The 24120-nt window shown below is 42.4% G+C and carries 14 protein-coding genes and 1 pseudogene; 7 read left to right on the forward strand and 8 right to left on the reverse strand.

Annotated elements, in window-relative coordinates; translation table 11 throughout:
- The first annotated feature begins 36 nt into the window (after positions 1-36).
- From IKW96_RS08125 to IKW96_RS08155, 7 genes are all read left to right on the forward strand, one after another.
- Positions 37-174: a hypothetical protein gene (locus tag IKW96_RS08125; protein ID WP_296573010.1), complete on the forward strand. Its 138-nt coding sequence runs from the start codon at positions 37-39 to the stop codon at positions 172-174.
- A gap of 190 nt (positions 175-364) precedes the next feature.
- Positions 365-574: a hypothetical protein gene (locus tag IKW96_RS08130; RefSeq protein WP_296572978.1), complete on the forward strand. Its 210-nt coding sequence runs from the start codon at positions 365-367 to the stop codon at positions 572-574.
- Between the two features lie 12 nt (positions 575-586).
- On the forward strand, positions 587-916 hold the full coding sequence (locus IKW96_RS08135) for a single-stranded DNA-binding protein (RefSeq protein WP_296572982.1): 330 nt from the start codon (positions 587-589) through the stop codon (positions 914-916).
- 183 nt (positions 917-1099) lie between these two features.
- On the forward strand, positions 1100-5806 hold the full coding sequence (locus tag IKW96_RS08140) for a hypothetical protein (protein WP_296572985.1): 4707 nt from the start codon (positions 1100-1102) through the stop codon (positions 5804-5806).
- 390 nt (positions 5807-6196) lie between these two features.
- The gene (locus IKW96_RS08145; RefSeq protein WP_296572987.1) at positions 6197-7285 is read left to right on the forward strand and encodes a site-specific integrase; all 1089 of its coding nucleotides are present in this window, start codon (positions 6197-6199) and stop codon (positions 7283-7285) included.
- 196 nt (positions 7286-7481) lie between these two features.
- A complete protein-coding gene (locus IKW96_RS08150) occupies positions 7482-10577 on the forward strand; it encodes a helicase-related protein (RefSeq protein WP_296572989.1) in 3096 nt (1031 codons plus the stop codon).
- A 12-nt stretch (positions 10578-10589) separates the two neighbouring features.
- Entirely contained in the window at positions 10590-13772 is a 3183-nt protein-coding gene (locus IKW96_RS08155; protein WP_296572991.1) for a type ISP restriction/modification enzyme, read from the forward strand.
- A 101-nt stretch (positions 13773-13873) separates the two neighbouring features.
- Here IKW96_RS08155 and IKW96_RS08160 read toward each other — a convergent pair whose 3' ends face one another.
- The 8 genes and pseudogenes from IKW96_RS08160 to IKW96_RS08195 form a co-directional block, all read right to left on the reverse strand.
- Positions 13874-14407: an endo alpha-1,4 polygalactosaminidase gene (locus tag IKW96_RS08160; protein ID WP_296572993.1), complete on the reverse strand. Its 534-nt coding sequence runs from the start codon at positions 14405-14407 to the stop codon at positions 13874-13876.
- 15 nt (positions 14408-14422) lie between these two features.
- The gene (locus tag IKW96_RS08165; protein ID WP_296572995.1) at positions 14423-15301 is read right to left on the reverse strand and encodes a hypothetical protein; all 879 of its coding nucleotides are present in this window, start codon (positions 15299-15301) and stop codon (positions 14423-14425) included.
- A 262-nt stretch (positions 15302-15563) separates the two neighbouring features.
- Entirely contained in the window at positions 15564-16742 is a 1179-nt protein-coding gene (locus tag IKW96_RS08170; protein WP_296572998.1) for a hypothetical protein, read from the reverse strand.
- On the reverse strand, positions 16739-17314 hold the full coding sequence (locus tag IKW96_RS08175) for a sigma-70 family RNA polymerase sigma factor (RefSeq protein ID WP_296573001.1): 576 nt from the start codon (positions 17312-17314) through the stop codon (positions 16739-16741). The genes IKW96_RS08170 and IKW96_RS08175 overlap by 4 nt, the downstream gene beginning before the upstream one ends.
- Positions 17315-17546: 232 nt before the next feature.
- Positions 17547-19865 carry a dockerin type I domain-containing protein gene (locus IKW96_RS08180; protein ID WP_296573003.1) on the reverse strand — a complete coding sequence of 773 codons (2319 nt, stop codon included), beginning with the start codon at positions 19863-19865 and terminating at the stop codon, positions 17547-17549.
- Entirely contained in the window at positions 19852-20406 is a 555-nt protein-coding gene (locus tag IKW96_RS08185; protein ID WP_296573006.1) for a sigma-70 family RNA polymerase sigma factor, read from the reverse strand. Before IKW96_RS08185 ends, IKW96_RS08180 begins: the two co-directional genes overlap by 14 nt.
- A 217-nt stretch (positions 20407-20623) precedes the next feature.
- On the reverse strand, positions 20624-23605 hold the full coding sequence (locus tag IKW96_RS08190) for a carbohydrate-binding domain-containing protein (RefSeq protein WP_296573008.1): 2982 nt from the start codon (positions 23603-23605) through the stop codon (positions 20624-20626).
- A 228-nt stretch (positions 23606-23833) separates the two neighbouring features.
- Positions 23834-24120 (reverse strand): annotated as a pseudogene (locus tag IKW96_RS08195) (hypothetical protein); the annotation flags it as partial.

Here is a 24120-nt window from a genome sequence, read left to right on the forward strand (position 1 = left end):
CGGCTCACTGTACTTGCGAATAATATCGCCAACAATATCAACCAAATTGCCCACCGTGCAAATGTCACGAACAAGGTTTACAAGGAAGATATTGAGGAGATCAAGGAGCTTGGCGATAAGCTCTGGCGTCCGCTGATGTTTCTGCAAACAAAGGTGGTTCAGCTAAAACATTGAGCAGAATATGAGAATCGCCGTCAGGATAATTCCCGACGGCGATGAAATTCGATATGTGCGCTATGTACCGGACTGGCTTTTGAAATTGCTGCGCATTTCACAAGAATGGTTACAATCATTCTGCAAAGCTGGACTCCAGAAGAATTATGGTATATACTGTATCTACAATAATGATTTGGAGGTAACAGCTATGTTGAAAACACCTGAATTGGCAATGCCGAGAACAAACAAGGTCACTACCGTATGCAACGGCAGGCGTGAGGTCTGGACCGACTATGAAGAAGCAAAAGCATATTTCCTTGAACTCATGATGACTACAGCGGGCGAGGAACGAGATCGGGCAGAATGCATTTATATTCAGCTCATACATGGACTTGATGAATGTAGTGATGAGGATTGAAAGGAGAAGACTATGCTGAACAAAATAATGATGACAGGACGCATCACCACCGATTTGAACGTTGTAACTGAGCAGAATTACAGCTACTGCAAATTCAGTATCGCAGTAGACCAGCCAAAACGCAATGGCATTGAAACGACCGAGACAGATATATTCACTTGCCTTGCATTCGATGACAACGCTAAGTCCGTGAGTTTTCTCTACTCAAAGGGCGGACAGATAACCTTTGTCGGCTCGCTCAGGAAGGCTCCTGATAATACCGCAGTTATTATTGTGGAGGAACTGCACTTCCAGAATAAGTTTGCTGTTAAAGTGGATACTAATTCCGGTCAGATTTTCTGAGGATATGGCTGACTTGGTAATGTTTATGAAAGTCACAGATAATTGAACACAGTACCCATAATGTAATTCGACAGGCTTACTATCGTGAGCCTGTCTTTTTTGATTTATAAATTGACTGTAAACAGGAAATATGCTATAATAAAGGAAATAAGCAACTCATTTTCGGGATGGAGGGATTGTATTATGGCAAGTATCACTGTTGATTGGAATGTATTTGATTATAAATTCTCCGGTAAGCAAAGAGAAACATTTGAAAGCCTTGCATATACACTTTTCTGTTTTGAGTTTAAGCAGAAATTCGGTATCTTTCGCTATTTTAATCAGCCCTATATTGAAACTCAGCCTATAAAGACTGATGATGGTGATGTTATGGGTTTTCAGGCAAAGTATTATGACGCCGCAACAAAACTATCTTCAAAAAAGAAGGAGCTTATAGAAGCAATAGATGGTGCTAAAGATAAGTATGCAGGGATTACCAAGTTTATTATTTATACAAACAAGGAATTCTCTACGAGCAAAACTAAAGGAAAAGTAAAGCCAGATTATCAAGATGAAATTGAAAATCACGGAAAAAGTTTAGGTATTAATATTGAATGGCGAGTTCCTAGCCATATTGAAGCAATACTTTATAATCCTGAATTATGTATGTTAAGAGAATTCTATTTTGATCCCGATTCAACGCTTCGATTATTTGCTGAAAAAATACAAAAACGAACGGTTTCAATCATAAGTAACATCAAATCCGAAATACCTTATAAAGATAGAATTCTAAAAATCGATTATTCACAAACGGCGATACATGGTTTTACTAAGTCAAACAACAGCGCTCTTGTTGTTTATGGTAATGCAGGTACTGGCAAATCAGGATATGTAAAAGACTTTTACGAGCGAGTGGTTGAACAGCATGATACAAGTTTCTTAGCCTTTTCTGCTTCCGATTTTGATGTTAAGGAAGAAACATCATTGTTCAATCAGTTTGGTAATTGTGGTTTGGACGGTTTGATTTCATTATATGAATCAGATAGCAACAAGTATTGTTTAATTGAATCGGCAGAAAAGTATAGTAACTTTTTCGATTTTGATATATTTAGGAATGCTATCCATAGATTAATCGAATCTGGTTGGAAGATAATCATTACCATTAGAAAACAGTATAAAAATGGTTTCATAAATGCAATCCTTGATGGAATTATAATTGATGAATTCTGTATAGAAAACATTGATAGTGAAAAACTAACAGCATTATCAGGCAATTATGATTTTGAACTTCCTTCAAATAAAAAGGTTTGTGGTATCCTTTGTAATCTTTTCTACCTGAAGCTGTATTTAGAATTATTATCAGCCGGAACAACAGTACCGTCGGATACAAAAGTATTTACAGAGCAGATATGGAAACAATTCATACGGAACGATCGGCAAAGACAGCGTAATCTCCCCATTAGGAGAGAAGCATTTATTGAGAACATGGCTTCGACCTTATTGAATAACGAAGCATATTGTTATAAGGCGCAAGCTTCAGATGATGAAGAAGTGCTTTCACTACTGGAAGAACAGGGGATTATCATTCCGTATGGTGATACACCCGGACTGTGGGTATTTAGTCATGATGTATATGAGGAAATAGTTGTAAATCATATTTTAGAGGAAAAATATGATGAGAGTTATGACCTTCAGAAGATAACGGATATTTTTGCCAACTCCCTACGTTCAAGGAAAATGTATCGAATATGGCTTGAAACTAAACTTAAGGAGGCTGACAGCAACCTTTTATCTACGCTTTCAAATTCATTAGTTAATCCTGCATTCCAGCAGTTATGGAAAGATGAAACAATAATTGCGCTGATGAACGCTGAAGATGCCGAATCCTTTAGCATTATGGAGTCCTTATTTAGTTTAAACACTTATGAATTATTTACGAGAGCAGTATTCTTACTGAATACTGCTTGCAAATGTGTCATAAGAAATGCTGACTATCTCAAACTGATTAGAACTCAAAAAATAAGTACCTATCGCTTCACTGAACCTACAGGAAGAGCTTGGAACACTATATTTAATTACATCGTCAAACATATAAATTTAATACCGTGGCATAAGCAAAACTTGAGCATTGTTATAGAAGCAATGGGATCATGGGTACGAAGCAATCCCACAGGAGAAACAACTCGTATAGTAGGTCATATTGCTTTATCTTTAAAAGACAAACTATGGCAAGAGAGTGAACTAAGGTTTGGTTTATATGATGATTCTACGTATAAATCAATCAATACCATCATACTGCTTGCAGCTATAGAGTTAAAAGATGAGTTAGCCGCCTTAGTTGATAATATTATTAGTAACAAATCTTTCAGCCACCGAGATACGGATTATGTATTCTTAACACAGTCACTTTCAAACATCTATGAATGTGGAAAAGTATGTGATGCCATTCCTGAAAAGATACTGCAATTAGCATGGACATATTGGCTGCATAAAGAGGATAATGATTACTTTTCATCTCCAAAACTGGATTCTTATTTTGGGTTTAATGATCACATTCAGTTTGAATACTATCCACCAAGTGCATATCAGACCCCAATTTGGGCGTTGTTGCAGGCAGACCCGAAGAAAACTATTGATTTCATTATTGGCCTTACAAATAAAGCGGCAACAGCTTATAAAGAATCGGCTTTGAACGAAAAAGATGGTGAATGCGATGAGATTCAGATTATATTGAATGAAAAAGAAATGATCTCACAAATATGCAGCGATAGGTTATGGAAAATCTATCGTGGAACAGGTGTTGCTACTAATCTGATAGAATCGTTACTTATGGCGTTTGAAAAATATGTGCTATTATATGTCGAAAAATTTCCAAAAGAAGTTTCAACAGCATTGTGCCTGTATATGTTAAGAAATAGTAATAATGTCGCAATAACAGCAGTAGTTATGAGTGCTGTAATCGCTTATCCCAATAAATTATTTGAAGTAAGTTGTATATTATTAAAAACTAAAGAACTGTTCTTTCTTGATAGATCACGTTTTCTATGCGAACATGAAGCAAATATGTTTAGAGGATTGAGACCGAGAAACAAAATATTCGATAATGAGAGACTTATGACCAACAAAAAAGAATTCCGGAAAAAGGCCTTCGAAGACATTATTCTACAGTACCAAGTATATTCAGGTGATTTATCGAAAGATGAATTCAAACAACGCCGTGACAGATTATATTCAGCTATTGACAACGCATCAATTGATATTGATAAATGGCACCCAATTCATCAGGCGTGTTTCTATCGGATTGATTTGAGAAAATATAAGCAAGTCGGAGAACCAATTGTCAAAGGAAAGCAACTCAGTATTCCAATGAAGGCAGATATGCCACCAAAAGTTATTGAATATGCCGAAAAAAGCAGCGGAGAATATGCTTCAAAGTTAGGTGATACTGCATTATTGCTCTGGGCTTCATCTCGATATAAACATGATGAAAAGTACAAGACTTACAGCAAATACGAAGATAGCCCCATATCAGCATACGAGGCTGCTAAAACACTGATAGAGTCTGATAAAGAAGATTTACCACTGCTGAGTATTGACATGATTACATATACGATAGCTGTCCTTTTACGAGATTTTAGCGGAACACTTGATACCGATCAGTACGACTATTGTAAGAACGCCATCTTAGAACTTGGTTTTTGTCTTGTACAGAATAGTTCAAACGCTTTATTTAATCACGATGTTAAAGCGGTTATCATGTCAGAAATATCGAATATGGTGAATCAGAGCGACAATGATGTTGAATGGACGAATCCGATTATCATACTTCTTGCTTTTATGCTTGATTATCGCAAACAGATCGGAAACAATATGATCTATCCATTGTCTGGTCTGTGGAAGAAAGACAGAGATTTAGCTTTCAAGCTGATTATAGTTTTTTCAAAGCTTATAGCTTCATTCAATGGGAACGATGTGGTTGCATTTGTTGATTCTGATAAGGATAATATAGCAGATCTATTATCTATGGACGAATATTCGCTTGAATCAATAGATTTATCGGTGCTTGATTATAATACGAGAATATACCTAAGCACATTATTAGATTCCCATGATACAAGTATAGTAAGATTTGTAATAACTATCGGTGAACAGTTTTGGGAGAAACTATTCCATGATACACATGATGATAGATTACACAGAATATTCGAGCTGGAAAACGAGTATAAAAAATGGCTTGCGGAATACCTGTTAAATATTTACAGTGATGGAAGAAGTACGATTATTCAAACACTTATGCCATTAGTAGGGTTTAATCGAGAGTTCGACCAGTTATTATCTGATATTGTAAATGCAGAAGATATTAATCCGAGATATGATGCGTTTTGGGATTTATGGACATTAATGCAAGACTATTTCTATCAAGAATACGAAAAAAATGTTGACGATTATAAAAGCATCAACACAGTTGTTCATATTGGCTATGGCTATGAAGATGTTTTGGCAACGTATTTACTATATAGTCCATTTTGGAAAGAGAATACAACGCATTGGCATTCTCTTAAGCCGCAGAATAATACCTTCTATTTTGCTGTAGCAAATAGATTAGGTTACAATCCCACTATTCTTTTTGCTATTTCGCAAGTTCTGAATACAGTCGGAAAAACTACTTTCATAGAAACAGGCATAGATTGGATTAATGATATAATAACAAACAATCCACATTTATATGTCAAAACTCTTCCTGACAACACATTATATTACATTGAAGAATACATTTTTTCTTATATGAACACTCACGTTGATACAATTCAAACCAGTATACCGATTAAAAGAAAAGTCGTAAAGATTCTTGATTTTCTTATCTCTAAAGGTTCGACAATGGGCTTTTTACTAAAAGAAGAACTCATTTAACTACATTAATATTACTGTCCTATATTTTTAGGAGCATTGCATATCATAAGCAATGCTCCTTTTTCATTATAAAAGCTACTTGCGATGATATGCAGGTAGCTTTTTTCACATATTCAGCGCACAAGTAGCGCAATACCGGCGCGCATACTACATGACCTCAGCGCAGTAACCGTATATAATACAGAAAAGCCGATTTCTCAAAATAGATACATTTACGAAATCCGCATATTTTAACAGGTATTTGCTTTGAAAGACATAGTATCCCATAATGATATTATACAGGATTTATCGGGAATTTTCAAGTATCGGGCTGAAAATCGGCGGTTTGTATACAAGAGGACTGACTCAGATGTGCAGATTGCTATTCTGAGGGCATTGGAGGGCTACTGAATGGAGAAAACAGGTGTAACTATTACAAAGCGTAAAGACGGGCGGTATGTCGGGAAGTTCATCGCTGAATACGCCGATAACGGCAAAGCACAGTATCACTATGTTTATGGCAAGACTTACGAAGAAGCCGAAAGCAAGGTGCTGATAGGACGTGAGATAGCCACACGCTTTCTGTCGGGCAGCTATATCACTGTCAACAAGTTGTATCGGGAATGGCTGAATGCTGTGGTAAACCGTGTCAAGGAATCCACACTTGCCAATTACCAGAATAAGTATGAAAAGCACATTCTGCCCGAATTCGGGGATATTCCATGTGCCGACCTGACCGCAGGCAGGATCAATGCCTTTATAAACAAAAAGCTCGCAGACGGGTTATCTGTAAGCTATGTGAGGGATATATTTACTGTTTTCAAAACGATGCTGAAATATGCACAGGAGGAATATGGGTTCAGGTTATCGCTGAAAAATGTTGTTCTCCCCAAAGCCGAGAGAAAGCAGGTTGAGAAGATCAGCGATGCTGAGCAGAAAAAGCTCGTTTCATATCTGAAAGCTAATATGTCGCTGACTGCTTTCGGTATCCTGCTGTCGCTTTTTATGGGACTGCGTATCGGTGAGCTTTGTGGTCTGAAATGGGAAGATGTGGACTTTCGGAACAAGATACTGCATATCCGCAGGACTGTTCAGCGTATCAGTTCTGCTAACGGAAACAGGAAGACAAAGATCGTGATCTCCGCTCCGAAGTCTGCGACCTCATTCAGAGATATTGTGATTCCCGATGCTTTGATGAAATACTTTGAAATGTTCCGTGATGAAGCCGATTATTTCATCTTATCGGGGGCGGACAAGCCTGTTGAGCCTCGCACGATGCAGTACCGCTACAAGAAGATACTGCAATCGGCGGAGGTAGAAAGCCACAATTATCACAAGCTCCGCCACACATTTGCGACCAATTCAGCCGAGAAAGGCTTCAACGTCAAAGCGCTGTCAGCCGTCCTCGGTCACAGCAGCGTTACCCTGACACTCAACCGATATATCCACCCCGACCGCACTTATGAACGCAGGCTGATGAATATGTGTATGCAGTTGTAAATTGTTGTCAGAACAGCATCTTGAAAAGTGAAAAGTGACGGTTTTACGCTGCTTTGTGAGCTTTATCCTGAATGTATCTATTTCAAGAAAACCAACTTCTCCCCAGATACTTTACATAGTATATCACCGCATTTATCAGGTATGCAGGCAGAATGAACAGTTATCCCTGAATTATGCAATAGTCAGGGGGATTGCAATGGCACACGATACTTTATATATAGTTGACAACAGCAGTGAAAAGGCTTCCGTAAAGAATTACTTATCTGAATGGTGTTCTATCTCAAAGCAGATGGACATTGCTACGGGATACTTTGAGATTGGCGGACTGCTCACTTTAGGGGAAGATTGGCATAAACTCGACAAGATACGCATTATCCTCGGCAACGAAGTAACTAAGCGTACCAAAGATGTCATAGAGGAAGTCGCACAGACTATGATCGAGCGTTTCCGTACCAGTATGGAGCGTGAACAGGAAAAGAATGAATTCCTTATTGGCGTTCCGGCTATCATAAAGGCTATGAAGTCCGGCAAGATCGAGTGCCGTGTATATGACAGCAATAAATTTCACGCTAAGGCATATATCACCTATTTCCGTGATGAATACAGAGATCAGTTCATTTCTGCAATGAATGTTCCTTCGGGCTATGCCCTGGTCGGTTCAAGCAACTTTACTAAGGCAGGACTGACACAGAATATTGAACTGAATGTTCAGGTAAAAGATGAAGTAGAACAGCTTCAGAACTGGTTTGATGAGCATTGGCAGAATGGCACGGATATTACCGAGGCTGTGTTAAAGGTCATGGAGATGCACTGCCGTGAGTTCAGCCCTTATGATGTTTATCTGCGCGCTATGTATGAGTATTTCAAAAGCCATGAGGAAACAGTATCCGAATGGGAAGAAAACGAATCGGTCGTATATAAAGGGCTGTCGCAGTATCAGAAGGACGGCTATAACAGCCTGATTCAGATAGCCGAGCATTATTCTGGAGCTTTCCTGTGTGACGGCGTAGGTCTGGGCAAAACCTATGTTGGCATGATGCTGATAGAGCGTTTTGTAAAGAAAGAACGTAAAAATGTTGTTCTTATCGTCCCTGCATCTGCAAGGGTATCCGTATGGGAAGTAACGATAAAACGGCTTATCCCTGAGATACTGGAGGGCTTCTACCCGTTTAAGATCATCAACCATACCGATCTCCTGCTTGATAAAAATCAAAATCTGATGAATCAGATCGCACAGCAGGCGGAAATTATTATCATAGATGAAGCACATCATTTCCGCAACCGTTCCTCCAACAGATACAGAAAGCTGTTTGATATGATGCAGGCAGGCTGTAAAAAGCAGATGTTTATGCTGACAGCCACACCGATCAATAACAGTTTCCTCGATTTACAGCATCTTATTGAGTTGTTCACCCACAGGCAGGAAGATTATTTCTCCGCTGCTCCTCTCGGCATACATAGCCTTGCAGGACATTTCAAAAAGATGGAGAAGCAGCTCGATCAGGTATCGGGTACAGCTATCAGCGATTCCCTTGATATATCCGGCGATATTATCCGCGCAGACAAACTTGTGACGGAGCTTGTTGTACAGCGCAGTCGTGCCTACGTTAAGCGGAGTCTGCTGACTGAGCAAGGTAATAATGTCCTTTTCTCCGAGAGAAAACCGCCGACAGTTGCGAACTACTCTCTTGAAAAGTCATACGGCAGACTGATAAAGGACTTCAAGGAGTCATTTGACCGCAAGGATAAGAACGGAAAGACGATAACGATCCTGTCCCTTGCGATATACTCCCCATACAGCGATGATTATTTCATCGGGGACAAGTCCAAGATGGACGAGATGGTAACCGGTCGTCAACAGCAGGTAGTAAATCTTATCCGCATCTTGCTCCTGAAACGCTTTGAAAGTTCTATCGAAGCATTCAAGGAGACTTGTATCAAAATATATATCCGTCTGAACAAGTTCTTGAACGACTATAAGGACGTTGACGCAAGCAGTAAGCGCCGAGTTGAGAGAAAACAGGCAGAACAGGAAGACATTCTGCGGTACGCCGAGGAATATGCAGCTCTAAATCAGACCTCGATTGAAGATATTGAGGACAGCCTGCCCGATTATGTGTGGAATACGCAGGAAGTCTTTGATGTCAATGATTTCGATATCAATACTCTGCTTGTTGATACCATGATGGATATGGACACACTTTCAAAATTCATAGAAGATATGATGGAATTCAAGCCAGAAAACGATGATAAGATACGGGAATTAAAGCATATCCTGCACGAAGATACACGCATTCAGAACAAGAAAGTCATCATCTTCACGGAATACAAGGCGACAGCGCAGTATATTTACCGTGAGTTGCAAAAGGCAGGTTTTACCGATCTTTACGAGATAGACGGTCAGACTTCCGGTGACCGCCATGAAATGATACAGCGTTTTGCTCCGTATTATAACGGCTGTTCATCGGCAGAGGTAACGGACGAGATAAAGATACTTATTGCAACAGATGTACTTGCAGAGGGCTTGAACTTGCAGGACGCATCGTGCCTTATCAATTATGAGCTGCACTGGAATCCTGTTCGCCTTATGCAGAGAATAGGTCGTATCGACCGCCGCCGTGACGCTGATACCGAAGCCCGTCTGCTTGCAGACCACCCCGAACTGAAAGTAGACCGAGATTTTGCGTATTATTGGAATTTCCTGCCGCCAAAGGAATTGGAAGATCTTTTGTCGCTGTATAAGACCGTATCAAAGAAAACGCTCCGTATTTCCAAGACATTCGGCATTGAGGGAGAAAAGCTCCTCACTCCCGATGATGAATACGAAGCACTGAAAGAATTCAATTCTCATTATGAGGGCAGTACTTCCGCTGAAGAAGAAATTGCCCTTGCATATCAGCAGTTGTTAGCGGATAATCCCGACTATCTTGAACAGGTCAAGGAGCTGCCTAGGAAGATGTACAGCGGTAAAATGGCATCAACACGGAAGGGATATTTTTTCTGCTATGAACTGCCTACCAAGAGAGCTGACGGCTCATGGTCGGACGGCGACGGTATTTACCACTGGTATGTGGTTGATCCGGAAACCAAGCAGGTCACGGAAGATCTGCATGAGATATGGACTGCTATCAAGTGTGAGCGTGACGAGAGCAGAGCCTTTAACTCTAATGAGGAGCAGTTCTCCGAGATACGCAAATTGATAGAGAATTACATTAAGAAGAATTATCTGAAAGCAATACAAGCGCCTATGGGCAAGAAAGCCAAGCTTGTCACATGGCTTCAGATGTTATAAGGGGTAACAGATATGGATATCAAAAATATAAAGAGCATAGACGATCTTATCATATATTTCACCGAGGAACTGAACTGGAACATCGACCTTGATGATTTTGATGAGATCGACGATATTACATACGATTTTGACGCTGCCGATATCGGGCTGAAAGAAGAAGCATTTGCTAAGATTTCATCATTACGGCAGTTACAGCCGCTCTGCGATGAGCAGAAATGGGGCATCTTCTGCGTAGAGTTCGACAGCAACAAGTTTGAAGTGTCGGCACTCCGTAAGATACTGTCGGGACTTATCCCCAAGAGAAGAAACGCCGCTGAACACGCTGTATGGTCGCAGAAAGACCTTCTGTTCCTTTGTTTCTGGGGGACGGATAATAACCGAACCATCGGTATCGCACATTTTGAGGATAAGGACGCAGGACTTCCTCAGATAAAAATGATCTCCTGTGCGCCTGCTGTTGAGGATTTCACGCAGATACGAACTTTTGAAGATCACATCGGGCATTTGTCATGGGTGAAAGATGTTACTGACACGCAGGCATGGTATGAACAGTGGTCATCGGCGTTTGTGACAGCATATCATCAGGTCATAAGGGACTCGGCTTCGCTTACTGTCAAGCTGGCGGCGGAGGCTCAGGCTATCCGTGACCGTATACTTGACATATATGCTGTCGAAACGCATGACGGATATGTGCATAAGCTGTTCAAGGATTTCAAGGACAATCTTATCCATGATATGACCAAACAGCAGTTTGCAGATATGTACGCTCAGACCGTTGTTTACGGCTTGTTCTCGGCAAGGTGCATGGACAAGACGCAGGACAGCTTCAACGTGAAAGAAGCGATTGCCTGCATTCCGAACACCAACCCGTTCCTGAAAAGGCTCATGGAAGAATGTCTGGGAGAAAGTTCTGAGCGTCTCCTTACCTTTGATGAACTGGAAGTCGCTAATGTTGTGGAAATACTCACGCATACGAACACCGACCTGATACTTGCCGATTTCAACCGTCAGACAGGTGGTGGGCGTGAAGATCCTGTTATCCATTTCTATGAGGAATTCCTGACCGCATACGACAAGGCACAGAAGGTGCAGAGGGGCGTTTACTATACGCCGCAGCCTGTTGTCAATTTCATTGTCAGGGCAGTTGACAGTATTCTGAAAACGGAGTTCGGACTTGCAGACGGTCTGGCATCGGAAGAAACCAAGACCGTGAAATATATGCGTGAAAAGATCAGAGGTCAGGGCATGACCGAGGACACAAAGGAAGTGTCTGCGGTTCAGATACTCGATCCCGCAACTGGTACGGGAACATTCCTGCGTCAGACCATTCTGCAAATATATGATAATTTCAGAGCCAAGCACAAGGGTGAGAGCGAGGAGCAGATCAGAAAGGCATGGAACGAGTATGTTCCAAAGCATCTGCTGCCCCGTCTGAACGGTTTTGAGCTGATGATGGCACCGTATGCCGTAGCACACATGAAGCTCGCTATGGTACTGAAAGATACTGGCTATGATTTCGGCGGCGATCACCGTCTGAATGTGTTCCTGACAAATTCGCTGGAAGAAGCGGGCAAGGACGATTTTCAGATGACGCTGTTTGATAATGATCCGCTTGCGTTTGAGTCTATTGAAGCAAATCAGGCGAAGAAGAATAACGGAATTAATGTGATTATTGGCAATCCGCCGTATAGCGTAAGCAGTTCCAATCAAGGCGAGTGGATTTCTATGTTGATGGAAGATTACAAAAAAGAACCTGGTGGAAAAATAAAGCTTCAAGAACGCAATCCCAAAAACATCAATGACGATTATGTGAAATTTATCAGATTTGCTCAGACCTTTATTGAAAAAGCCGGAAGTGGAGTATTAGCATATATTTGCCCTCATGGTTTTATTTCCAATTCGACTTTCAGAGGTATGAGATGGACGCTCCTGATGGATTTTAGCAGTATATATGTGCTTGATTTACATGGTAATACAAATAAAGGAGAAACAACACCTTCAGGCGAAAAAGATGAAAATGTGTTTGATATAAAGCAAGGCGTTTGTATCATCATTCTTGTAAAATCAAAAGATAGTAAGAAAGGAACATTTGCTGATATTTACCATTTCGACGTTTATGGAACACGAGATATCAAATATATGTTCCTCAACAATAATACTTTACAAGATATAGCATTTCAATCTGTTGCTGTAGGTGAACCTGAATACTTTTTTATAAAGCAAGATTTTTCCGTTAAAAATGAATTCTATGCTGGTATTTCAATTGGCGATCTATTTTCGTTATATACAGTTGGAGTACAATCAGGTAATGATAAAAAACTTGTCAATCAGAATTCAAATGTCTTTCCGACAAATATAGCATCTTTGGGAGCAAAATATGATGCCGAAAAAGTACACACCTACGATTATAGACCTTTTGATAGACAATATGTGTATTACGATGATAATTTAATAGACCGAAGCAGAATAAAAGTCATGCAACATATGATTAGTGACTCAAATATTGCAATCATTTCAGCTAAAACAAATAGGCAAATCAGCCTAGGCTATTTCTTCATTACTGATTCTTTAGTCGATAGACATATTCTTGATACAGCAGGCGATTCCACTTACGCTTTCCCATTATATCGGTACAATCCAGACTATGGAACAAGGACAGTAAATATCATAGAAAATGAAGCATCCAAGCTGTTATCATCTATAAATATGATGTATACTGATGATATGGCTTTACAACTTTTCGATTATATCTATGCTGTTCTCCATTCTACGAAATACCGTGAGAAGTACAAGGAGTTCTTGAAAATAGACTTTCCCCGTGTACCGTATCCGACAGATCAGGAAACCTTCTGGAAACTGGTTGAGATCGGCGGCAAGCTGAGAGAATGCCACCTAATGCAGACCGAGTTCGACACCGCAGCTTACAGCTTTATCGGTGACGGCACAAACGAGGTCGTGAAGCCCGAATACAAGAACGGCAGGGTGTACATCAGCAAGACGCAGTATTTCGATAACGTACCGCAGGCACAGTGGGAGCAGTACATAGGCGGCTATCAGCCGTTACAGAAATGGCTCAAAGACCGCAAGAAGACTATGCTCTCCGCTGAGGACATCGAGCATTACAAGAAAATCATCGCAGCTCTCAGGCTCACCGAGGAGCTTATGGCGGAGATTGATCAGGTTGTGGAGTTCTGATATGACGTAAAAAGGACAGATGCTTCTCTCGTGGAAGTATCTGTCCTTCTTTGTTATAGCCTGCTGTAAACGTCTTGCTTATAGTAGTTGTGATAAAACTTCTATATGGGCGCAATCCTTTGCTTGAAGCCTTTTAATATTTCTGTTACTCCGTTGAATATCTTTTCCTCTTTGTAATTGTAGTAAACGTCGCAGTTATCGACGAAAAGCCCGTCAACTCCCTTGCCGAGGATATCCTTTGCAAGCGTTTTTACGACAAAGTCCTGCCATTCCGGCTGAGAAACATCTACCCATCTTTCGTCCTCCCAGTTTGTATAAACTCCGAGAGTGTACTTGCTGTAGGTTTCGTAGTAATCACGGTATTCCTCGACAGAGCCGAGGTTTATATAGCTGTAGACGATATGTCCTGCCTTTTTCAGACTGCTTATCTCCGAATCCGTGAAAGACTGCGCGTCGATAACTATCTTCCTGTAGCTTTCCATTTCGGGTATGTCATCGGGCTCTGCTCCGAGAAAAACTCCGTATTCATACTTTATTTCAGCCGCTTCTGTCCTGAAAACAGTGGGGGAAGCCGAAAATGACGAAAAACACAGGGCGATAGCTGTAAATATACTTGCAATTAAACTTTTTTTCATTTGCGCGCTCCTTTGTCAAGTGTTGTCTGCTGCGCCGGAAAGCCCGTGCAGAAGCTTTCCGAATGTCTCCTGTGACGAGTGCATGAGCTTGATATTTCGGAGCTCCTCTATAACATGACCGATATCGGTTACGAAGTCGATATTTGTTGCCCAGTACTGCTCCTGTGAGAGCTGTACAGCCAGCATTTTGTGAAGCTCGTTCAGTTTGGGAAGATAATGGTTCGGGATATCGGGAGTCAGAAGGTCTGAGGTGTTTTCTCTTTCGCGATAGCTCTGTATCGTTTTATCTGCAAAGAGCTTTGCATAGTAGATGCCAAGTGCAAACTGGTCTATAAAGTCCTCATATTTGCAGAATGCATCGTTTATAAGGGCATTAAGCTCATTTTTTATATCATCAGCTGAGAAATCCTCCGTGTTAATATCAGTATCGGGGGAGCAGCGGCAGGCGATAGTTTCAGCTATGAACTCCGACCAGAACCAGTAGCCGAGCTGACTGGTGAAATCCTCAAAGTGCAGTTTCTGGTCTATGTAGCGGAACAGGTTTTCTCCGGGGCATTCCATATAAATGGCGAAAAAGCGCCCGAGCTCATGCCACAGATAATGCTGGAACGAAGCTTTGTCACCGATATACTTGTTTGGTCTGTCCGTCATGTACTTCTGATATATCAGTATGGCGTCACCATTCTCGCCGTGAATGGTCTCCATTCTGCTGATATAGAGAACGTTCTTCTGAGGCGAACGGAGGCGCTCAACGACAGAAGCTCGTGTTTCGAGGGTCTTGTTGGTGCTTACTACAAGTATTTCGGGATACGGAACGTCGATCTCCGGCATGACAGCTTTAAAACGTTCAACAGTTTCCGATATCCATTCTTTCATCTGGCTGATGTTCAACATAATAATGGAGCCTCCTGTATAAAAAACTTTCTGTAAACATGTATGATTAAGAGGGAATGTTTACAGAACAGACTACAGTCGTCGGTCTTCACTATTAATTTTACCATATTCGGCTCAGGATTTCAAGTGAAATGCCGCATTTCAGACATTTTTATGCAAAACAGGTCTCAGACAGCTTCGTACATCCGCCTGAGACCTGTCAGCTGTGAGTTTCACAGCAGTGTTAATAAATCCTTTGATTTAAATAGCCGGCTTCATCCTGCTAGAAGCTCTTTGCTTCCTCGTTCTTTTCGGCATAAAGTGTATATTCTAAATCCTGCCATTTGTGTGTATTCAGATCCTTGTCATATTCATTTATCGCGTCTTTGTTAATGTTTTCGGGATTAGATCGTGCTATCAGCTGGCCGTCTTTATAATAGCCGTTATAATCGTGATATTCCTGATGAGTAGTGATAGTGTTATCGGGACTTAGCTCAAGGACCTCTGTATAAAGCGCGCCCTCCTTGGTCAATGTGTATATAAGGTGCTCTTCCGGGCATATTTTGAAAATATTTGCTGTGATATCAACGTCTCCTGTATCATTTATCTTTATGCAGTTAACGGTCGCTCCTGCGGCAACGTATTCATTTCCGTCATATATGAGCATGAATGCGAGACAGCCGCTGAAGTTCTCATATCGTACAAACAGTTCGGGTATGGAGTCGCCGTTAATGTCAACACTGCAATACTCGATATTCCACATCGGGTATACTCTTTGACCGGGCTCATATATTGTCCTGCTGCCAGGATGATCTATATGATTCATGGTGTATTCGAGAGCCCTGACACGGGCTGCGTCAAGTTCCTCCTGAGTGATATCGGTGCGGTTCATATGCGGATTATGGCAGACATATGGATAGGTCTCCGTGGGAAGGGGAGCGGTCACTGTGACTGCAGCCGTTGTGGTTGATGTCGTTGTGCTTGTTTCCGTTCCCGTACCTGTACTTGTGTCAGTTTCCGTCGCTTTTTCGTCAGAAGTTGTCGATGTAGTCCTGTTCAGAGCACTTGTGGTAAGATTACTTGCAGTTGTCGTAGTTAACTCCGTAAAGGGCGGATCGTCTGTAACAATGATAGGCTTGCTGTTTTTCAGCATTTTTATGCAGCCGAATGTGAGTACTACAGCTGCCGCCGAGCAGAGGGCTATAAGAATGATATGCGGGAGCTTTTTGCTCTCATACACCTCAACGCCTGATACATAATCTGCGCCGTTGTCATCTTCGGGAGCTTTGTCTGAGGAAATGCCGAGCTTCTGCTTTTCGCTTTCATACTTCCGCATGGTGTTTTTCAGCATTCTGTCTCTTGCGCTTTTATCTATATTCATTTTATCCGTACCAATTTCTTCAATAATGTTTATATCCGAGTTTTCAAGGACATCAAAGCCTATTTTCTTATTATTGCTCATATATTTCCCTCCTCTATATCAAATCCCTCGGCTGCAAGGAGCTCTTTCAGCTTCTTCAGTGCTCTGCTGCACCTCATTCGTACCGTGGCAGGGGACATTGAATGCTTCTGTGCTATTTCGCCGGAATTCAGGTTGTAATAGTATTTCTGTATTATTATATCCGAATCAGGCTCGCCGAGACTTTTTATCAGCTTGAGCAGCGTTGTTTTCAGAACTCTGCGCTCGGCGCTTTCATCGATCCTTTCATCATCAGCGATGTCAGTGTTTTCGTTGTCAATATAGATTGTGTCTGAGTGACGGACGAGCTTTCTGTACATCTGAACGGCTGTGCGATTTGCGATAGTGCCTATAAAGCCTTTCAGGTCGCCGTTAAAGCAGGTGCTGCGGTCATAGCTTATAAATACTGCGGAAAATACGTCCTCCACACATTCTTCTATGTCCTCGCGGCTTCCGCAGCTTCGCAGTTTATTGTAAACTATAGCGTATACGTAGCTGAGATATTCGTCAAACAGTGCCGTCTGAGCCTTGCACGGATCTTTATCATACATTTTGCGGTATTCGTTATCTGTCATAGGACCACCCCTTTGTTATATTCCAAAAGCTTTCAGCGCTGTAAGTGCTTTCATGATATATACTTGCTGTAAGTCACCAAAGTGTAACATGATTTTTCAGAAAATTTTTCTTATTAAAACTTATTATATATTATATATGATATCTGCACTTTTTTCAACAGTGTTTCAGTAAATATTAAAACAGCGTATGTACATTGTGTACATACGCTGTTCCGAGGGGTGTTATTATCTTTCAGCCTTCAACAGAGTTTTTAGCATAGGTCGAGAGAATAGCGGCAGCGTCAACGCTGTCTACGATACCGTCAGTGTTTATGTCTGCCATATATTGCATCTGAGCCGCTGTGACTGTGCTTACTTCTTCGTTGACAGATGACTTTGCATAGTAATTGAGTACCTTGCTTGCGTCTACAGCTGTTATATTGCCGTCGAGGTCGACATCGCCGGCTTCCTTTTCCTTGCAGAGCTTTTCGATATAAGGCTTGATGTCGCTTATGTCTATAAGTCCCTTCTGCTCGATGAGCTGGAGATAGTAGATATCCAGCTTATAGCTTGGTTCTGAGTGAGCAAAGCCGACTGTAAACTGGAAGATCATGAAATCAATGAAAGTACCTGAAATATCGTCCTTGTCAAGGTCTACCTTCTGATCGATGAAGTTCCACTGATCTGCGGGAAGGATGCTTTCTTCGGCGGTCCTGCCGTTTGCGAGATCGCTTATGAACAGCTCAAAAGTGTAGGTATCAAGGTAATTTACCTTGCCGTCCTTGTTTATGTCGTATAGCCCGCTTGTAAGACCGCTTTCAAACTCTTCCTTGGCCTTTGCATTTACAGCTCTGAGGTAATCGTTGTCGTGCATATACTGATAATCCGCGATAAGAGTATGATACTTCGGATTCTCATTTCGGGGATCGCTTACGGGCTCGATATCTGTCTTGTTGAACTCGTGATTAAGAATATTATGGATAGCGCCAAGGAACGCTTCACTTACAGAATGTTCGCAAAGCATAAGGTTGCCGTGATAGTCCACATAATAAATATTGCTTGTATTAATACGGTCAAACTCTGTTTTTTCAAGGATATATCTACCTATCATTTCAAATACAGTCAGGTTTGACAGATTGCACTCGTCTTTATTATACTCTATGAAAGAGTTGACGTATTTGTACATCGGTTCGCATTTTGCCCACAGCTTATCCTTGAACTCCTCGGGCATGGGGAGACGTGAACGGAGCGGATGCTCATAATCATCGTGGATACATATCATTCCGTTTATTCTTTCTTCGACATTGTTGAACTGTCCGAAATAATAGTTCTTGGTTATCTGACTGTCATCATCTGCAGAAGCTACATCATAGATGAAAATATCATAGAGATCCTTCAGATCCGTTGTACCGTCTTCATTTACATCAAAGCTGTAGCCGACACGGTCGATTTCCTGAACAAATCGCTTGTAGTATGCATCATTGTATTTATCAAATGTGTATTCGCTGGAAAATGCAGAGCGTCTGTTGTTGAGGAAACAATAGTCCATAAAGGCGTTCCTGTTTTCATCAGAGCCGTATGTATAGCTTTCGTCAACGAACTCGTTAAGCAGCGCTTCTCTCATTTCGGCAGGAGCGTCGGGAGATACTGTTCTGTAAACGTGCTCATGATAATCCGTATCAGCAGGGAGCAGATACTTCATATTATTTGAAAAAGTTATAAAGCTGTCAGATATATACCTCATATAACAGATCTCTCTGAAAAGATCGGTATCAAGAGTATCAATAACACCGTCCTTATTGAAATCAGCGTTTGCCTTGCATCTTTCGGCACAGCCCTCCGGAAGAGATTCAGGCTCGTTAAGATATGTGCAGAGAGCGTATGCATCGAAGCCGTCAAGCTTTCCGTTTCCGTCAAAGTCCATCAGATCGGGATTATCTTCAATAAAAAGGACTGCGTCGGCAAGAGAGTCTATCTCTTTCGGCGTATACATATTTTCAGCATTTGCTGGCATATTAACAGCACCTGCTGAAATAGCTGCCGCAGAGAGTGTGGCAAGATACTTTTTTATGCTTATTACTTTCATTCTGATTACCTCCTCGAAATCAATGTCGTTTATATCGGTTGTTGTTTGTGTATGTGAGTCTGATGTATCAGCTTTCGGAGCTGTCTGTGCAGCAGCTGATACTGCAGGCTTCGTATTTGAAGCCGCCTTGGTCACAGTCGACGATATCCGCGAGGTCGTATCATTGGCTTGGGAAGAAGCCGTCGTGCCTGCTTTTTCGTTCTTTGACGCGGTAACAGCCGTTGTATATGTATTTACAGGCTTTGAGGCGGAAGTTACAGCCTCTGTTGTTACGCTTGTCACTATAACGCTTTCAGTTTCGGGTACAACAGGCTTTTTTGCGCCTGATGAAAAATGTACAGCTCCCACAGTGATAATACCGGCGGCAGCTACTGCCGAAATAGCGGCGCAGGCTCTTTCAGCGTGTATATGTTTAATTTTCTTTTGTTCAAGATATTCGTCCCTGATCCTGAATACGGCGTCGGCAATATCTTTAGTATCTCTCATATATAAAGCCCTTCCTTTCCAGTTCAGTTTTCAACGACTTTCTTGCTCTGAAGATCAGATCGCTGACCTGTCGTTTGGCTTTGTGCATTATCTTAGCGATATCCGAGGTATCGAGATCCTCGAAATACATAAGGTAGAGCACCTGATAGTAATCGGGATTGAGCCGCTTCATAGCCTTGTACAGCTCAGCTTTCTGCTCTTCCTTAAAAAATTCCTTTTCTGTATCTGTTACATCGGATATGTTAAGATGTTCATCAAGAGACAAATCTGATATTTTCTGTTCCTTCCTAAGATGGTCGATAGCGCAGTTCCTCGCAATGGTGAACAGCCACGTCTTGAACGAGCATTTCCCTCTGAATGAAGGCTTTTTTATGGCGAGCTTGACAAAGGTATCCTGCATGATATCCTCGGCAAGGCATATATTGTTCACTATACTGTTGAGGTAAAGCGTCATTCCCTCATGATATTCGTCAATTATTTCTATTAATCCATTATCATCACCATCAAGGAAACGGCGGTAGCGCTCTTCATCGTTTCCCATTAGATTACCCCCTTATTTATCCTAAGGCAAATTTGCTTTATATCTATTAGACGTATGAACTTTGGAATTTACGCACATGAATTTCACATTTTTTTGGAAAAATGTTTTTCCTTCATTAATATCATAACACTATATTTATAATGTGTCAATTTGAAAGCAAAAAAACAGCACCTTCGACTAAATCGAAAGTGCTGTTTTGTGTAATTTAAAAAGTTGATCAGTTGTTGAGTGCTTCGAGAATTATTTCAAATCTCTTGATAAGGAAGTCGACTACTGAGGTCTGTCCGCCGCCGAACATACCGTTGCCCCAGTCCATGTCGCCCCAGTCCATATCTCCCCAGTCCATGTTGCCCCAGTCCATATTTTCCCAGTCAACATTAGCCCAGTCGAAGCTTGCGTCGCCGCCAAAGCCGCCGAAACCGCCCCATGCGCCGCCGTTCTCGCCGTTAGCGTCTCCGCCGCCGAAACCGCCCCAGCCGCCTGCTGCGCCGTTCTCACCGTTGGTGTCTCCGCCTCCGAAGCCGCCCCAGCCGCCTGCTGCGCCGTTCTCGCCGTTGGCATCTCCGCCGCCAAAGCCGCCCCATGCGCCGCCGTTTTCACCATTAGCGTCTCCGCCGCCGAAGCCGCCCCAGTTGCCCCATGCATTGCCGGGATCTTCTTCACTGTACTGGAGGCCTTCCTCGCTCTTTGATGTGTTTGCATCGAAATCTTCAATAGTAAACTCAAAGCGGGGATCAGCTTCAACGTGTGAACGTATCTTCTTTGCGTAATCAGCAACGTACTTCTCGGGATCGCTGTAGTAGTCAAGTACGTCCTTTACTATCTCGACATACATATCATAGTATTCCGGTACCTGGAGCAGCTTTGCAAGAGGTCTGTCCTCGATGGTCGACTGATAAAGGCTTGTCTTGATATCGGAAGTTACTGCGTTTGCAGCACCTGTGAAGTTTCCGAGACAGAGGTTGTAGTCCCAGCCTACAAAGTACATCTTGCCGCCTGAGTACATGAGGTAGTAGTTATGTGCAAGAGAGCCGTTGTAGCTGTCGTAGTTGCAGAATATCGAATTGACAGCAAAGCCCTTGAGGAAGCTCGGAACGTCGAGAACGTCCTCGATGAACTTGTAATCTGTAGGTGTGAGCTTGTTTATAGCTGTCTTTACAGCCTGAATGTGTGAAAAATCATCGTCTGTACCGAATTTGACATCAAATCTGTCAAGAGGCATATTCTCCGTGAACGAGCAGTAGCTGTCGCCGCCGAAGCCGCCCCAGCCGCCTTCTGCACCGTTTTTCTCAGTTGCCTTGTAGAGAACTGAATCGTCATCGACTGCATAGCGCTCTGCAAGTGTGGTTCCCGGCTGCTCTGCAAGGAGATAGAAGCTGTAGAGGTCGCCGTTGAGGTACATATCTGTGTGTGCAGCATGAGGAGCTACACCGCCGATTTCGTACATTGCGTTATAGCAGAGTATATCTCTGAGACAAGAAGCGTCCATGAGCATATTGTTCATGCAGAACTCGGTAAGTCCGTGATAGTTGTTCTCCTTGTCGTACTTGTCAAGCTTGAAGCGGAAGCTGTACTTGCCGTCCTTTGCCATCATGAGCGAGCTGTTGCCCTTTGTTCTGATACCTACATTCCTGAATGTCTCGCCGTCGATAGTAACATCGCAGGGAGTCCATTCTTCCTTGCTTGCTGTTTTAAGAAGGTTCTCCCATACAGCTTCGTCTATCTGGACGTCTATCTTATGTATCTTTTCCTGGGTGAAGAGTCCCTCGTAGAGCTGCTCCTCGTTGTCCATATCGTTGTTTACATCGGTGAACTTTGCAGGCTTGCCGCTGCTGAAGGAAGTTCCGCCGCTGTGTTTCATCTTTATGCCGCCTGCGAATACCTTGAGGTCATCTGAAGCGATATCAGCGGAGGAAACGACAGCATATTTGAACTTCTTGAGAGTATTCTTCTCAATAAGTACCTTGTTCGAGGAATCTGTTACGGCAATTGGATTGTTCTTTGCCCATTCCTTTGTGAAATCGAGCATAAGTGCAGCCTGTTCCGTTGAAGCAAGTGTTTCGCATTGCTTTTCAACAGCTGTAGCCACTACATTACCGCCTGAAATGTTTACATTTCCTGCGGCTGTAAGTCCCTTATCACCGAATGCAGCAACGTCGCCGCCTGAGATCGTGATATCTGTCTCAGCCTGAATTGCGTCCTTGCCGGCCTTGATCACGAGTGTACCGCCTTCAACGGAAACAGCTCCCTTTGAGGACTTGATACCATCGCCCTTTGCGGAAATATTGACAGTTCCGCCCTTGACTGTTACAGAGCCCTTGCCCTTTGCAGCGTCGGGTGCAGCTTCCTTGTTTTCGTTGAGGGTATTTATACTGAGTACGCCGCCTGTGAACTTGAGGTCGTTGTTGCAGACGATAGCAGGCTGTATGTTTGCATTTACAGTGAGGGTACCTGTTCCTTTATCGCCGCCCTTGAACGTGAGGTCGTCCTTTGCTTCGATAACAGCGCTTTCTATATCATCGCCTGAATATACGGCTGTGCTGTCAGAAATGACATTTTCAGTGCCGTCTGCGATAGTTATTGATGTCTTGTCTGCATTCTTTACAAGTATAGCAGGAGCATTTACGCCTGTGATGTTCACGCCCTTGAATACAAGCTTTACTGTTCCTTTATCAGCCTTTTCGTCGGGAATATCAACGCATATCTGACCGTCTGAGAGAGTTCCGTCGATAGTGAATTTGCCTGAGTGGGTGATAGTTACAGTTGAGCCGTCAACAGCAGCGTACTGTCCGTCAACTGTGATATCGGAATCGCTGAGGTGGATCTTTGTCTTGATCTCGTCCTTTTCGTCCTCATTTGAGGGTGTATCGCTCTTGTAGGACTCGGGGAGAGACTTGATGTTGCCTAAAAGGTAGTTCTGGATCGAGAGTGCGTCGTTTGTGGTAAGACCGTTGCCGTTTTCACATACGTCAGCCAGGTCGATGCCTTTCTGAGTGATATGTCTGGCGTCAGTGCCGTTTACGCCGTACTTGCTCGGATTTGCCAGAGACTGCATTATCAGCACAGCGTCAGACATATCTACCATGCCGTCGCAGTTTGCGTCGCCGTAGAGAGTGTCAGCGGCAGCTGCGGATGCAGCCGAGACAGTTCCCAGGACAACTGCTGACAGGAGACCTGCCAGTAAGTGTTTTTTGTTCATGTGGATCATCCTCCTAAATAAAAAATTATATAGAAAATATATATTTGTAATTGTATAATAGTCATTGAAACTTAAAATAACCTTAAAAGTATATACTTTCAGTGCAAAATGATGTATATTTTACAACGGGAATAATCATACGGAGGATATTTTAACAAAAAAGCAGCCATAAAGGCTGCTTTTCTGAGATCTGTCTTAGTTGTTATTCTTCAAACACGTGATACGCGGTCAATCAAGTCCGAGGAGCTTCTTTTGTATCTTCTGTGCGTCGCCGACTGTCAGACCGTCGCCGTCCATATCGCCGTTTACCTTGCCCTGTGCAGTGAGATGGTTCTCGGCAGAGCCGTCTTCACCGTACTTGTTCGGGTTTGCAAGTGCCTGCATGATAAGAACTGCGTCGCCCATGTCGAGCTGACCGTCACAGTTTGTATCGCCTGTCATAGTAACCTTGAGCTGAGCAGAAGTTGTGGCTGAAGTTGCTTCAGACTTGGAAGATGTAGTAGTAGTAGTAGTAG

The sequence above is a fragment of the Ruminococcus sp. genome, assembly GCF_017549005.1.
GTDB lineage: Bacteria > Bacillota > Clostridia > Oscillospirales > Ruminococcaceae > Ruminococcus.

Excerpts from the sequence above, each read along its gene's own strand:
- IKW96_RS08180 (WP_296573003.1), bottom strand. The coding sequence starts at position 19,865 with ATGAGAGATACTAAAGATATTGCCGACGCCGTATTCAGGATCAGGGAC.
- IKW96_RS08145 (WP_296572987.1), top strand. The coding sequence starts at position 6,197 with ATGGAGAAAACAGGTGTAACTATTACAAAGCGTAAAGACGGGCGGTAT.
- IKW96_RS08185 (WP_296573006.1), bottom strand. The coding sequence starts at position 20,406 with ATGGGAAACGATGAAGAGCGCTACCGCCGTTTCCTTGATGGTGATGAT.
- IKW96_RS08130 (WP_296572978.1), top strand. The coding sequence starts at position 365 with ATGTTGAAAACACCTGAATTGGCAATGCCGAGAACAAACAAGGTCACT.
- IKW96_RS08175 (WP_296573001.1), bottom strand. The coding sequence starts at position 17,314 with ATGACAGATAACGAATACCGCAAAATGTATGATAAAGATCCGTGCAAG.
- IKW96_RS08170 (WP_296572998.1), bottom strand. The coding sequence starts at position 16,742 with ATGAGCAATAATAAGAAAATAGGCTTTGATGTCCTTGAAAACTCGGAT.
- IKW96_RS08165 (WP_296572995.1), bottom strand. The coding sequence starts at position 15,301 with ATGTTGAACATCAGCCAGATGAAAGAATGGATATCGGAAACTGTTGAA.
- IKW96_RS08135 (WP_296572982.1), top strand. The coding sequence starts at position 587 with ATGCTGAACAAAATAATGATGACAGGACGCATCACCACCGATTTGAAC.
- IKW96_RS08150 (WP_296572989.1), top strand. The coding sequence starts at position 7,482 with ATGGCACACGATACTTTATATATAGTTGACAACAGCAGTGAAAAGGCT.
- IKW96_RS08190 (WP_296573008.1), bottom strand. The coding sequence starts at position 23,605 with ATGAACAAAAAACACTTACTGGCAGGTCTCCTGTCAGCAGTTGTCCTG.
- IKW96_RS08155 (WP_296572991.1), top strand. The coding sequence starts at position 10,590 with ATGGATATCAAAAATATAAAGAGCATAGACGATCTTATCATATATTTC.
- IKW96_RS08160 (WP_296572993.1), bottom strand. The coding sequence starts at position 14,407 with ATGAAAAAAAGTTTAATTGCAAGTATATTTACAGCTATCGCCCTGTGT.
- IKW96_RS08140 (WP_296572985.1), top strand. The coding sequence starts at position 1,100 with ATGGCAAGTATCACTGTTGATTGGAATGTATTTGATTATAAATTCTCC.